Origin of the sequence: Dyadobacter crusticola DSM 16708 (assembly GCF_000701505.1) — a bacterium.
GTDB classification, from domain to species: domain Bacteria; phylum Bacteroidota; class Bacteroidia; order Cytophagales; family Spirosomataceae; genus Dyadobacter; species Dyadobacter crusticola.
Genome location: NZ_JNJB01000004.1, coordinates 84,099 through 96,197, shown reverse-complemented (window position 1 = coordinate 96,197; position 12,099 = coordinate 84,099). Strand labels below are relative to the sequence as shown.

General features: G+C 49.5%; 14 protein-coding genes. 6 read left to right on the top strand and 8 right to left on the bottom strand.

Annotated elements, in window-relative coordinates:
• Positions 1 to 84: 84 nt before the first annotated feature.
• The 5 genes from Q369_RS0103865 to Q369_RS0103845 all read left to right on the top strand — a co-directional run bounded on the left by Q369_RS0103865 (position 85) and on the right by Q369_RS0103845 (position 4,731).
• The gene (locus Q369_RS0103865) at positions 85 to 1,176 is read left to right on the top strand and encodes a glycoside hydrolase family 43 protein (RefSeq protein ID WP_031526485.1); all 1,092 of its coding nucleotides are present in this window, start codon (positions 85 to 87) and stop codon (positions 1,174 to 1,176) included.
• Positions 1,177 to 1,223: 47 nt separating this feature from the next.
• Complete coding sequence (locus Q369_RS0103860) at positions 1,224 to 2,711, top strand: family 43 glycosylhydrolase (RefSeq protein WP_031526484.1); 1,488 nt, start codon at positions 1,224 to 1,226, stop codon at positions 2,709 to 2,711.
• A gap of 38 nt (positions 2,712 to 2,749) precedes the next feature.
• Positions 2,750 to 3,352 carry a hypothetical protein gene (locus Q369_RS0103855; protein ID WP_031526483.1) on the top strand — a complete coding sequence of 201 codons (603 nt, stop codon included), beginning with the start codon at positions 2,750 to 2,752 and terminating at the stop codon, positions 3,350 to 3,352.
• Positions 3,353 to 3,383: 31 nt separating this feature from the next.
• Positions 3,384 to 3,995 carry a hypothetical protein gene (locus tag Q369_RS0103850; RefSeq protein WP_031526482.1) on the top strand — a complete coding sequence of 204 codons (612 nt, stop codon included), beginning with the start codon at positions 3,384 to 3,386 and terminating at the stop codon, positions 3,993 to 3,995.
• Between the two features lie 202 nt (positions 3,996 to 4,197).
• A complete protein-coding gene (locus Q369_RS0103845; RefSeq protein WP_031526481.1) occupies positions 4,198 to 4,731 on the top strand; it encodes a YciE/YciF ferroxidase family protein in 534 nt (177 codons plus the stop codon).
• Positions 4,732 to 4,746: 15 nt separating this feature from the next.
• Here the strand turns inward: Q369_RS0103845 and Q369_RS0103840 are convergent, their stop codons facing one another.
• From Q369_RS0103840 to Q369_RS0103815, 6 genes are all read right to left on the bottom strand, one after another.
• Positions 4,747 to 5,142, bottom strand: a complete 396-nt coding sequence (locus Q369_RS0103840) for a response regulator (RefSeq protein ID WP_051663905.1) — start codon at positions 5,140 to 5,142, stop codon at positions 4,747 to 4,749.
• A gap of 80 nt (positions 5,143 to 5,222) precedes the next feature.
• Positions 5,223 to 5,909 (bottom strand): YetF domain-containing protein, encoded by a 687-nt coding sequence (locus Q369_RS0103835; protein WP_031526478.1) that lies wholly within the window; start codon positions 5,907 to 5,909, stop codon positions 5,223 to 5,225.
• Positions 5,906 to 6,622 carry a DUF421 domain-containing protein gene (locus tag Q369_RS0103830; RefSeq protein WP_031526477.1) on the bottom strand — a complete coding sequence of 239 codons (717 nt, stop codon included), beginning with the start codon at positions 6,620 to 6,622 and terminating at the stop codon, positions 5,906 to 5,908. Before Q369_RS0103830 ends, Q369_RS0103835 begins: the two co-directional genes overlap by 4 nt.
• A gap of 27 nt (positions 6,623 to 6,649) precedes the next feature.
• Complete coding sequence (glgX, locus tag Q369_RS0103825; RefSeq protein WP_031526476.1) at positions 6,650 to 8,842, bottom strand: glycogen debranching protein GlgX; 2,193 nt, start codon at positions 8,840 to 8,842, stop codon at positions 6,650 to 6,652.
• A gap of 86 nt (positions 8,843 to 8,928) precedes the next feature.
• Positions 8,929 to 9,189, bottom strand: a complete 261-nt coding sequence (locus Q369_RS0103820) for a hypothetical protein (protein ID WP_157488026.1) — start codon at positions 9,187 to 9,189, stop codon at positions 8,929 to 8,931.
• Positions 9,190 to 9,215: 26 nt separating this feature from the next.
• The gene (locus Q369_RS0103815) at positions 9,216 to 9,773 is read right to left on the bottom strand and encodes a DUF4142 domain-containing protein (protein ID WP_169739233.1); all 558 of its coding nucleotides are present in this window, start codon (positions 9,771 to 9,773) and stop codon (positions 9,216 to 9,218) included.
• A 321-nt stretch (positions 9,774 to 10,094) separates the two neighbouring features.
• On the opposite strand from Q369_RS0103815, the gene Q369_RS0103810 reads away from it, so the two are divergent.
• On the top strand, positions 10,095 to 10,568 hold the full coding sequence (locus Q369_RS0103810; RefSeq protein ID WP_031526472.1) for a hypothetical protein: 474 nt from the start codon (positions 10,095 to 10,097) through the stop codon (positions 10,566 to 10,568).
• Positions 10,569 to 10,576: 8 nt separating this feature from the next.
• On the opposite strand, the gene Q369_RS0103805 is transcribed toward Q369_RS0103810, so the two are convergent.
• Together Q369_RS0103805 and Q369_RS0103800 are read right to left on the bottom strand one after the other, a co-directional pair.
• The gene (locus Q369_RS0103805; protein WP_031526471.1) at positions 10,577 to 11,248 is read right to left on the bottom strand and encodes a DUF6766 family protein; all 672 of its coding nucleotides are present in this window, start codon (positions 11,246 to 11,248) and stop codon (positions 10,577 to 10,579) included.
• Positions 11,249 to 11,282: 34 nt separating this feature from the next.
• Positions 11,283 to 12,008 (bottom strand): hypothetical protein, encoded by a 726-nt coding sequence (locus tag Q369_RS0103800; RefSeq protein WP_031526470.1) that lies wholly within the window; start codon positions 12,006 to 12,008, stop codon positions 11,283 to 11,285.
• Between the last annotated feature and the right edge of the window lie 91 nt (positions 12,009 to 12,099).

Sequence of the window (12,099 nt, the reverse complement as noted above, 5' to 3'; positions counted from 1 at the left end):
AGAATTCCCCATTAAATGCAATGGTACCGGGTAGCTGCCTTGGTACCATTGTTTTTTGTTAAAATGCATTAACCAATTCAAATAATGAATCACGTTTTCAGATCCGCTCGAAATTTCCTGGTTAGCTGGTGCTTTCTGGTGTTGTTCCTCGATGCTTCCTGCAAAAAAGAAGCGAAGAACCCGCTACCTGGAAGCCCCGAGCCCGGCGCACAGCCGGCCGCCACATTTACAAATCCACTGCTGAATGCAGCTCCCGATCCGTGGGTTTACCAAAAAGACACTACCTATTACTACCTCCACACATTGGGTAACCGGATACAGATCTGGAAAACAGGAAAAATGAGCCGGTTGAAAGACGCAGCGCCTGTCACCGTTTTCAGTGCACCGGCTTCGGGTGGCAACTCACGGGATATCTGGGCGCCGGAGCTGTTCTTTCTGAATGGGAAATGGTATATCTATTACACCGGCTCGGATGGGAACGACCGTGAGCACCGCATGTGGGTACTTGAAAATGAAAATCCCGACCCTACGCAAGGTACCTGGACCGACAAAGGCCGACTTACCACCCAGCCTGCGGATCTCTGGTCGATCGATGCGACTGTTTTTCAGCAGGATACTGCGCTTTTCCTGATTTGGTCAGGCAGGCCTTTTGCAGGGGGAAGTACAGACCTGACGCAAAATCTATATATCTCTAAAATGAGCAATCCCTACACACTTACCGGCCCGACTGTCCAGATTGCTTCGCCCCAAAATGAATGGGAGAGACGTGGCTTCCCGGTGAATGAAGGCCCCGAAATATTGCGCAACCCGGCCGGCAAAGTGTATCTCGCCTACTCGGGCAGCTACTGTGGCGACGACCGTTACTCGCTCGGGCTGATCAGCCTGAAAGAGGGAAGTAACCCGGTGGATGCTGCCAGCTGGACTAAAATAGCTGCGCCGGTTTTTACAGGACTGGCGTCGGCAAATGCATTCGGGGTAGGGCACAACAGTTTTTTCAAATCGCGTGACGGAAAAGAAGACTGGATCATTTACCACGCCAACTCGGCCGCAGGGCAAGGTTGCGGCAATGCGAGGAATGTGAGAATGCAGAAATTCACGTGGACTGCGGACGGTTTACCCAATTTTGGAGAGCCTGTTGCAACCGGACAGATAATTCCGGTTCCTTCCGGTGAGTAACCGTTGTTATATTTGGGCATTGTAAAGTATTCACATCAAAAATATCTATGAAGAAACTGACATTTGGTCTGCTATTGTTTTCATTGGTTCAGCTTGCAAATGCGCAGCGTGCGGTGGTACGCGGCGATTTTGCGGATCCATCTATTATCAAAGTCGGAGATACTTATTACGCATCTGCGACAAGCTCCAACTGGGGGCCTGCTTTTCCGATCATGAAATCGAAAGATCTGCAGAACTGGCAGCATACGGGTTCCATTTTCCCCGACCTCACTTCCTGGGCGGATTATTATTACTGGGCGCCCGAGCTCAGTTATGAAGACGGCAAAGTGTATGTGTATTACACTGCTCACAAAAAGGGCGGGAATTTGTGCGTTGGGGTAGCCAGCGCCGATTCACCTGAAGGTCCGTTTACAGACCACGGCCCGCTGGTATGTCAGGAAGTAGGTTCGATAGACGGATTCCCAATACGCGATGAAAACAACAAGCTGCACCTGATCTGGAAAGAAGACGGGAATAGCGTAAATAAGCCAACCCCGATCTGGATCCAGGAAATCAATGCAGATCGCACGGCTTTGATCGGCGAAAAAAACGAGCTTTTCAGAAATGATACGCCCTGGGAAGCGAACCTGGTGGAAGGGGTGTCGGTGATCAAGAATAATGGGTACTTCTATGCCATCTATGCGGCGGCAGGCTGCTGCGGGCCTGGCTGTACTTACGCCACCGGCATTGCCCGCTCTAAAAATCTAATGGGCCCCTGGGAGAAATTTCCGGGCAACCCGATCCTCACCGCACAGGGCGACTGGATGTGCCCCGGCCACGGAACTGCGATCCAGCACAATGGCAAAAATTACTTTATGTACCACGCCTACGACAGGGTATCCAATAAATACACAGGCCGCCAGGCTTTGATCCGCGGGTTTGAATTTACAGCAGACAACTGGCTGCGTTTTACGGACGAGTTCATTGAACCCACCGGAAAAGCAGGTTCTTACACGGTTACTGATAATTTTGACAAAAAAAATCTGGATTTGCAGTGGAGCTGGTCTGTTTTTAATAAGCCGGAAATGAAGCTGGAAAACGGACGGTTGGCAATGGAAATCAGCGACGACCGGGAGGCTTTTATCGCCCGCAGGATAGATAGCCGCAGCTATGAAGCGGTAGTGGAAGTAGTACCGGGCAAGAGCGTGAATGCAGGGGTTGCATTGATCGGGGATGATAAAAACATGATTTATGCTACCACGAAGCAGGATAGTATCGGCATTTCGCTTGTTAAAGACGGCGCAAAAAGTTCACTGGGCAAATTCCCGGTTGCTGCCAAAAACAAGCATGTGTTCCTGAAAATGACGGTAACCAATAACACGGATATCCGTTTTTCATACAGTTTGAATGGAAAGGATTTTAAGTTTTTAAAGATCGACAGTCCGGACATTACCTACCTGCCACCTTGGGACCGTGCTGTGAGAGCCGGGATCGTGGCCAAGGGAATAGAAGGTGATGTTGCTGTTGTTGAGGGATTTGTATTTAAAAGTTTGTAATACGTGATCGTTTAACAATTCATCCAAACAGTTGAGCCATGCAAAAAATAAGGCTATTTTCTCAGTATGATCCGGATGCACTGCTCCTGAAAACCAGGAAGGAAATTCACGATCAGGTGGGCCAGTGGCCGGAAGAGTATCTTTCTTCCGAAAAGATCGGGGAGCACGTGGATGCCCTTAGAAAAACGCACGAGTTGTATTTGCCTGATGTTGATTTCGCAAACGGGCGTGCGATCCTCATTGAGCGCATTTACCCGCTATCGGTATACCAGCCCGGCTCCAAGCCGGATGTAAAAGTCCGGGTGAATGTGCTGATCTACAAATATCCGTTCAAGGCGCAAACCTACCTGCTTGGCTGCCGGCCGCCGGTGCCCGTACCCGATCCCGCAGGTGACTGGTATGCAGATCAGATCAACCAGGAGATTTACCTCGAATATCCCGAATATGACAAGCGACCTAAAAAGACAATCATAGCCCATAACAACTACATTGCCCAGCTGCAACCCTGCTACGCTGCCTTACAGGAGGAAGCGCAGCGGTTTAATGCCGGGCTCGACAGCATCATAGACGAGGCTATCGAGCAGCGCAGGAGTGACATTGAGCATATGAAACGGCTGTTGTCGATGCTGAGCCAAGACTGAATTTTACTTACACTTCACAACCAACTGAAACATGGAAAAAAAGAATCACACAGACGCGGTACCTGAAAACAGGACCGGCGATGAGGTGGATGCCGAAACCGTAAAGGAATGCGCAACCGTAGCGGAAGCAGTCGCGCTTTATAACACAGCAAAGCGAAGACTGCTTGATGTGAACAGCTGGCACGAGGTTTCGGGCGAGCACCTGGCGCATTTTATGCTGGCCGACAGTGCGGGTAACCCCCTGACCGGCCCGGTTCAGAAAGGTGCAATGATCCGGATCGACATTCCGGGGCCAGGTACCAAAGAAGCCGATGGATATGACTGGGTAATGGTGGAAGAAGTAGCCGAGGAAACATCAGAAGGCGTCGAGTCTGTTGCAGTGCGTGTGCGGCCTGCTTCTGATCCCACGTCGGCCACAACTGAAACGGCGCACTTTTATGCGCCGGAGGCTACGAGTACATTCACCATTTCGCGAAATCACCTGACAGTATCAGCCGGCGTGTACGACCGCAATCTGTCGCCCAACCAGGATTCGGAGGGACTGTTCGATAAGATCAGGAATGCGATTGTGGGATTTATAGGTGAAAAAGCCTTGTCAGCAGTTCAATGGGAAGCCTTTACCGAGGGACTGCTCGCCACTTAGGACATTATAACTCTGGGTTGGAAGAAGCCGGGCTGCACTAGTCCGGCTTTTTTCGTTGCCGACTGGAACACTTTTTATATTCAGCAGTGACTTCTTAGCTGTCAATTACACTTCATTCATTTCTGTTACTAGCTGTTAATCAGTGCGAAGCGGCATGATTTGAGCGCGGGCGGTGGGGGATTTATCAACAACAAAGAACCAGATGGAAACTACAATCAAGAATTCACAGTTCTACGACCTTTTTCTTTCCGAGCTGAGAGAGATGCTCTGGGTGGAACAAAAGATGTGGGGTATGCTGCGCCTAATGCAGGGAGTTGCACAGTCACAGGATTTTTCGAGAACATTGGGACAAAGCAGGGTACATGCTTCGGCGCACATAGACCGCATCAGGCACTTGTTTGAGGCGCTGGATGAAACGGCCGCAGGCACCGCGTCAGCCGCGATGGGGAAGCTTCTCCATAGTGTAGAAGCCACAGTGAACAAGAATAAAGACGGGGCAGGAACAGGAGATTTCGCATTGATCATTGCGGCACAAAAAGCCGGTCAGTACAAAATTGCGAGCTATGAAAACCTGATTACGCTGGCGCAGGTGCTGGGGAACAATGAAATGGAAAAAGTGCTTGAAGCCAATATCATCGAAGATGCAGGGACAGACCTGCTGCTGAGAGAGCTTTCTGAGCGGTTTATCTATAAGGAAGCAGCTTCGAGGAGAGTAACCCGCCAACCGGCATTATGATGTAGCCTGGCCGAATCAGGCCAGGCTACTTTGTCTTTCTTTCAATAATCTGGATAATTCAGACAGGTCAACAGGTTTCAGTAAATGCGCATCGAAACCTGCCTGAGTACTTTTAAAGCGATCTTCATCCGCTCCGTAGCCTGTTAATGCAATAATAAGGGGCGATTGTCCCCAAGCTGTCTCGCGGATCTGCCGGCAAGCTTCGTAGCCGGTGATGTCCGGCATTCCTATATCGAGTACAATCGCCATAGGCTGGTATAGTTCAGCGGTAGCGACCCCTTCTGTGCCGCTGTAGCAGGCTCTCGTTTCGTAGCCGGTCAGCTTTAGCATCATGGCGAGGGTATCCGCAGCATCCCGGTTATCATCAACCACGAGTACCCGCTGCTTTTCTGAGCTGGTTCCTGTTTCCATATTTTTCCTGGTTAGTTTATCACGGCAGCCGCGTTACAAATTCATTGCCAAGGCGCTTGGTTTACGGCTAAGCGAATGTATTATTTCACTGCGGCGATAAACTTGTCATTGCCGCAGTTGCTGCACTTCTCATCGGCTTGATTTCCCTTTGCGTAATTCCCGCACTGCTCGCAAACCTCTTCGTTGCAAGTCTCGCTGATCTCGTTTTGGTACTCTTTGTCCCAGATAGGCAAGATCGGCAGACCAGGTACGGTGTCATAGTTTTTGATCATGGTAAATGAACCGCCTGCTTCAAAATAAAGCCTCTTCACTTCACCCAAATGCCGGATATTGTTACCACGCAGCTGCGCAAATGCACGCTCCCGGGTAATACCGGCCCGCTGCATTTGTTTTAGGTTCAGGTGGCTATCCTCGATAATCGGTGTCATGTTTCCCTGGGTAACCGTCTCCAAACGCTGGTTTTTAGCAGAAACACGGGCTACAATCTGCTGAATGGATACGACAATGGCCGCGATTACAATAACGGCCAGGATGCCACGGTCGGGAGATTGAAGCGGTACCCCGATAGCCGCAGCCAGGGACACCATGGCGATCATCTCGTTCCGGCTCAGCTGCGAGGCCATCCTTTTGCCCATCAGCCGCATAGAGATCATCAGTACCAAATAGATAATGACGATCCTGAGTATCACTTCCAGATAAAACTCACCTGGTACGTTCCCGATGAATATTCTTTGCCAATCATTGATTTTGATTTCTTCGGGTTTCATGAACTTACTAGTTGAGATTTAACGGAAACAGTTGCAGGCAGCCAGTCTTGTGAACCGCAAGCCTTACATGGTCGGTCTTCCTTGGTATCATAGATTACCTTCCCGCAGTTGGCACATACGGAGGCTCCATCCACCGGTTCCTGCGAAAACCCAAGTATGGAATCGTCGCTTGGCGGGAAGATCTGCAATCCAGGCTCAGGTTCATCCCTTTTGTAAATGCTGAAAATACCACAGGCTTCCAGATACACACGGCCAACATCTCCCAGGTTGTACACATTCTTGCCCCGTAGTGCCGAGAAGAGCTGTTGCCTGGACACTTTCGATCTAGTCATTTCATTGAGCTGGATCACGCCGTTTTTTACCATCATTACAGAGCCGCCCTGGCTTGCGTGCTCAAATTTCCTGCTCTTGAATTCAGCCCGATGAATGCCCCTTTGAAAAATAAGCGCGCACACCAGGATCATAATTCCCAGTAAAACTCCAAGCTGAGGAATTTGCATCGCAGGCGAGACAATCGCACCGAGCGTGACCATCACCGCCATTTCAGATATGGTAAGCTGGCCGCCCATTCTCTTACCCATCATTCGTACGATGATCAGCAGGGCAATATAAATAATTGCGGTCCGGACGAACACCTCCACAAGGAACTCCGGCGGGGCCTGTCCGAAAAGTATACGCTCCCAATCCCAGGGTATTATTTCTTCCTTTTTCATATCTCCTCAGTCGCTCTATGGTGTTTGTTAAAAGTTGTTGCGTTTCATATTCGGACATTTCAGCACCATTACAGAGCGGTCGGGAATCATCAGTACCTCGCCTGGCTTTAAATCATCGTTTTCTTCGGTGATCATCCCGGCATTGGTATCGATTACAACGTGCCATTCATTGCCGCATTCGGCTGAGGGAAGTGTAAACTCCACCTGCTCAGCTGTACTGTTGAAGATCAGGAAAAAGCTGTCGTCGACAATGCGCTCATTGTTCATGTTCACACAGCGGATACCGTCTCCATTCAGGTATACACCCATCACACGCGCGCTTTCCGTTTCCCATTGCTCATCGCTGACCTGGTTACCGTCCGGCATTACCCACATAATATCCTTTACTTCTGATCCGTGAAGGGGTAATCCCTGGAACCAGCGCCTGCGGCGGAAAGTAGGATGGTCTTTTGAAAACCGGATCAATGCCCGCGTAAAATCCAGGAGATTGCTGTCTGCTTTGTCCCACAGGATCCAGGAAATCTCGTCGTCCTGGCAGTAGCTGTTGTTGTTACCTCCCTGGCTGCGGCCCAGTTCGTCTCCGGATACCAGCATAGGAACTCCTTGTGAAAGAAACATGGTCGCTAGGAAGTTGCGCTTCTGCTTGTTACGGAGCTGGATGATGCTCTCATCGTCCGTTTCGCCTTCTACGCCGCAATTCCACGACCGGTTATCGTCAGATCCGTCATTGTTATCTTCCCCGTTTGCCTCGTTGTGCTTTTCATTGTAGGAAACCAGGTCGTGCAATGTAAAGCCGTCGTGCGCGGTAATGAAGTTGACGCTTGCGGTAGGACGGCGGTAATCTCCCCGGTACAGGTCGGGACTGCCGGTAATCCGGTTAGCAAATGCGCTGAAGGCGATTTCTTCTCCCCGCCAGTAGTCGCGGATCTGGTCGCGGAACATATCATTCCATTCAGCCCAGCCCGGAGGGAATTTACCTACCATATAGCCTGAGTCGCCAATATCCCAAGGCTCGGCGATGAGCTTCACCCGTGAAATCACCGGATCCTGGTGTATGATGTTGAAGAAAGAGCTTAGATTGTCGGTTTCGTGCAAAGTGCGCGCGAGGGTGGAGGCGAGGTCGAACCGGAACCCGTCAACGTGCATTTCAGTGATCCAGTAGCGCAGGCTGTCCATGATCAGCGCGAGTACGTTGGGCAGCTGCACGTTCAGTGTATTGCCGGTACCCGTGTAATCCATGTAAAAACGCGGATCATCTTCGGTAAGCCGGTAATAGGAAGCATTGTCAAAACCTTTGAACGAAAGGATCGGCCCCATGTGATTTCCTTCGGCGGTGTGGTTATACACTACATCCAATATCACTTCGATACCAGCCTTATGCAGCTCTTTAACCATATTCTTAAATTCCCACACCTGCTCTCCATTACGTCCGGTGCTGCTGTAGCGCGAGTCTGGTGCGAAGAAGCCGATCGTGTTGTAGCCCCAGTAATTGGTAAGCCCTTTTTCAAGCAAATGCTGGTCAGCCACAAACTGGTGTACCGGCATCAATTCAATGGCTGTAATGCCAAGCGATTTAAGGTATTCAATCGTAACAGGATGCGCCACGCCTGCGTAAGTACCCCGGATCTCTTCCGGAATATCGGGGTGAGTCATCGTTAATCCTTTCACGTGCGCTTCATAAATGATCGAATCGTGGTAAGGAATGTCGGGGCGTGTGTCGTTTTCCCAATCAAACTGGCAGTCTACAACCACTGACTTGGGGATAAATGGTGCGCTGTCCTTATCGTTAAAGCTCAGGTCTTCCTGCTCGTCGCCGAAGTTGTACCCGAATAATGCCTCATCCCATTTCAGCTCTCCGGCCAAAGCGCGGCTGTATGGGTCGATAAGCAACTTATTTGCATTGAAACGGTGACCGTTTTCCGGCTCAAAGCGACCGTGTACCCGGTATCCGTACAATTGTCCCGCTTTCAGGCCTGGCACATATACATGCCAGATATGGTGCGTAACTTCTTCGATCTTGATCTTAGCTTCTTCCTCCGTGTCGTTTTCAGAATTGAAAAGGCAAAGCTCCACTCCGTCTGCATTCTCGGAGAATACTGCAAAATTTACCCCATTCCCGTCAAAGCTGGCGCCGAGTGGAAACGGTCTTCCCGGAAGTACTTTCAGCTGATTTGAAGAAGGGGATTCGAGCAGCTCGTTTTCTATATGTCTGTCCGCCATGATATTTTGAAAAACCGGGTTAATAAATTGTCTTTTGAGGTCCTGCATTCAGGCGGGCGCCTGAATGCAGGATAAAATAATAGCTCCTATTTATTGTCCTCGAACTTGTCATCGTATTCGTCATTGGGGTTCCTGTCGCCGCTATTGGGCCCGCGTCCTCCTTTGTTGGTAATGCGGGCTTCGAGCTGCTCTTCGGCATCAGGTGCACTGTAGTCAATCCCGTAATCGTCCACCTCGTCGTCATTGAAGTTGTCGGTGCCATTACGCCCGCCCGAAGTGGGGTCATTTTTCAGAACCCTTTCCTTATCGGATTGTGCTTTATCTGATTGTGCTTTATCGTTTTCCATGATCATTCTTGTTTAAAAAAAGCACCTTACATTTCATCCTGCATCATTTCTGCCATTTCCAGGTGGTGCCTCAAAACAGGCAGCTTCTGTGAAGCCCATGATTTCAGCTCAGCATCCTGGCCGGTATTGGATTGTTTCTCAAATAGCGAAACTGTTTCCTTGTGAGAAACCACCATCATCCGCACATACATCATGTTGAATGCAGCGCCGGTAGCGGTGTTCAGACTATCCAGCATTTTTTGTTTTGCCGCACTTAATGTGGTCGGGATTTCCACTCTTTTCGGTTCCGCAAGTCCTTTCAGTTCATTATTCGCTTTGGTGTGGTCGGTGATCATCATTCGTCCAAAGGATTTGACGCTCATTGTATCCGTTCCCATCACCATACCTGTTTTAGTGCTGTCGCCTTTGGCTACGGCAAGTTCTCCTGCTCTCACCTCAAACATGCCACCATCTGCCGCATTTACCACAAACATCCTGTCGGCTTCGGGTACTGTAGTCCCCACATTGTCATCGTCATCATCATTACAGGAAACGGCTACGAACATTCCGGCTGCAAGCATTAACATCAATTTCAACTTTTTCATAAGATGCATTTTTAAGTTTGTTGTTGATAAATTTTCGCGGTCGGTTATAAAAATGTATGCCAGCAACTCTGACATCCCCACTTCCCACCTGTGTGGAAGCGATCTTGGCATGGTTTTTATAAGGGCGTCGCTGGAAAATTTATGGACGGACTTAAACATCGTGTGATATGCTTGTACCCATAGGTATTCTTGTCGTGGCCATCGTGGTCGGGTTGGTTCTCTATCTGAGATCAAAAAAGGTTTAAAATCAACGTTTTTATTCATTTCGCTTATCCCAGTCTCCGGCTGAATACCGGCTGGGAAGTATCATTTTACAGTACCATGTCGGATAATTCAAAGGATATCGTCAAATGTATAGCCCGGGTTTGGAGGTTGATGAAAAAGCAGGAGGAGCTTTTTAGATCGGTAATGGGGCTTGAAATCTCAGCGCGGCTGCGCAGGACCTGCAGTAACGGCTATATGATCTCACTGGTGTATAAAAAGGAGATAGGGGAGCTTTACGAGACTGTCAAATGCAATTTGAATGACGGAGATCTTGCCAGTATTACAAAGAGCAAAAACGACAGGGAAGTGGACGGAGAAGATCTGGCGAAACTACTTTCGCAGCTGATTGAGGAGCAGAAGATTCTGATTAACGCTTACGAACCTCTGCTCGCGCACCTGGATGAGGAAAGCGAGGCAGCATTAGCTTGTCAGGCACATATCACCCAGCTAGCCGAGCTGGGTGATATGCTGGCCGAGGAGTTTGCCGAAACCGCGGAAGATACCGCAGCTTCGTACCCCTCAGTAGCATAACTTACCCTTCATTTGCCGGTTTCCGAGTCGGGGGCGTCTACCGGCTTCGACTCGGGTGAACCTTTCTGGCGGAGGAAAATGGTGAATACCACAATGCTGGCAATCGACAGAAATTCACTTTGCCAGTTCTGGAGGGTTTCAAACCAGAAAGTAGCCTGCATTAAATACTCGCCAACTGTATCTGGTGCTTTTCCCGAAGCTATATTCTGCACATTATGATCAACCCAGCTACCGTAGAAGTGTAGTACCCAGCTGATCAGGAACAAGATCAGGAAGAGCAGGAACAATGAATTCTCATAAATTTTCAATATCCACCCGCCTTTGTTGACTGCCCAGGGCGCATCTTTTCCCGGCCGCGGTTCGCGGTCTACCTCTTCTTTTTCATCCAGCGACTTGGATTCTGCCGAGCCTTTCTGACGCAGTCCCACCGTGAGTACCACGTACAGGGCCATTTGCAAAAATTCACTTTCAAAATTTTCAAAAGTAGCAGAGATAAAGTGGCCGCTTTGCAGGTAAGCTGTAAAGGCGATCCCGGCCGCATTGTCTTTTTCGAGCTCCGAATTGTGCTCGTGCCAGCCGGTCACCGCCTGCGCTACGAGGGTCACCAGAAACAAGGTGATGAATACAATGCTCAGACTGTTGCGATAAAAGAAGGAATGTTTTGGTTCGGCTGTTTTCATGACGGGTTTGTAAGAAGATCGGGAATATTTACACTTATTTGGGTAAAATCGTTAACTGCAAGACTGCAGCTTGCGAGCCGTCGGAATTGGCGCGTTGCCAGCCGAGTGAAAGCGGGAAACGCTCTGCTATGAAAATTTCGATCCCTGCGGTAAGTCGCCCCTTGTTATGTGACCCGGAGATCCAGTCTGCTAGAAAGTGGACTCTTTTATACCAAAATCCAAGATCCACTCCGCTTTGAACGCCATAAACCGGACCATCGCTGAGGTAACGGTGATTACTAATGTACGGACCTGCCACAAACTGGTACTGATCGCGGCTTCCCACTTTGGCGAGTAGATTGGCATATCCGTAATAAACAAATCTGTGTCCGTGCCCGCCGGTAAGGTTTGTGCCCGCAACTGCCCCGAGACCGGTAGAAAAATGCTCGTTCAGTTCAAAGGATTTTTGTGCATTAGCCAGCAGGAGCGGCGCGAATGGAAGTGCTGTTGTGGTATCATTTACCTCAAAATGCCTCGTTTTATAATTGTAATCTACATTAAGGAGGTTAAGCCCGGCTTCCCAGCCTTTTCCGAGACCGTAGGTAAGTGTGGTAGAAGATTCGATCTGGTCGTTAATCTCAAACTGCTGCTGGATACTGATCTGGCGTGCGTCGGCAATGTCTGATGAAGAAACATTAAAAATCGTCAATTGGGCAAAAGAGGGGCTGCACGCAAACAAACTGAAAAGTGCTGCGAGGCAAGTTCTGGAAAGTGTGGTCATACGGTGCTGTGAAGAGTGTGATTTGGGCTGAGAAGAGAAAAAACTGTTCCACTTAGAACCGCAGGTTGTAGCCATTTGAATGGGAAATGGG

Excerpts from the sequence above, each read along its gene's own strand:
- Q369_RS0103865 (WP_031526485.1), top strand. The coding sequence starts at position 85 with ATGAATCACGTTTTCAGATCCGCTCGAAATTTCCTGGTTAGCTGGTGC.
- Q369_RS0103860 (WP_031526484.1), top strand. The coding sequence starts at position 1,224 with ATGAAGAAACTGACATTTGGTCTGCTATTGTTTTCATTGGTTCAGCTT.
- Q369_RS0103855 (WP_031526483.1), top strand. The coding sequence starts at position 2,750 with ATGCAAAAAATAAGGCTATTTTCTCAGTATGATCCGGATGCACTGCTC.
- Q369_RS0103850 (WP_031526482.1), top strand. The coding sequence starts at position 3,384 with ATGGAAAAAAAGAATCACACAGACGCGGTACCTGAAAACAGGACCGGC.
- Q369_RS0103845 (WP_031526481.1), top strand. The coding sequence starts at position 4,198 with ATGGAAACTACAATCAAGAATTCACAGTTCTACGACCTTTTTCTTTCC.
- Q369_RS0103840 (WP_051663905.1), bottom strand. The coding sequence starts at position 5,142 with ATGGAAACAGGAACCAGCTCAGAAAAGCAGCGGGTACTCGTGGTTGAT.
- Q369_RS0103835 (WP_031526478.1), bottom strand. The coding sequence starts at position 5,909 with ATGAAACCCGAAGAAATCAAAATCAATGATTGGCAAAGAATATTCATC.
- Q369_RS0103830 (WP_031526477.1), bottom strand. The coding sequence starts at position 6,622 with ATGAAAAAGGAAGAAATAATACCCTGGGATTGGGAGCGTATACTTTTC.
- glgX (WP_031526476.1), bottom strand. The coding sequence starts at position 8,842 with ATGGCGGACAGACATATAGAAAACGAGCTGCTCGAATCCCCTTCTTCA.
- Q369_RS0103820 (WP_157488026.1), bottom strand. The coding sequence starts at position 9,189 with ATGGAAAACGATAAAGCACAATCAGATAAAGCACAATCCGATAAGGAA.
- Q369_RS0103815 (WP_169739233.1), bottom strand. The coding sequence starts at position 9,773 with ATGAAAAAGTTGAAATTGATGTTAATGCTTGCAGCCGGAATGTTCGTA.
- Q369_RS0103810 (WP_031526472.1), top strand. The coding sequence starts at position 10,095 with ATGTCGGATAATTCAAAGGATATCGTCAAATGTATAGCCCGGGTTTGG.
- Q369_RS0103805 (WP_031526471.1), bottom strand. The coding sequence starts at position 11,248 with ATGAAAACAGCCGAACCAAAACATTCCTTCTTTTATCGCAACAGTCTG.
- Q369_RS0103800 (WP_031526470.1), bottom strand. The coding sequence starts at position 12,008 with ATGACCACACTTTCCAGAACTTGCCTCGCAGCACTTTTCAGTTTGTTT.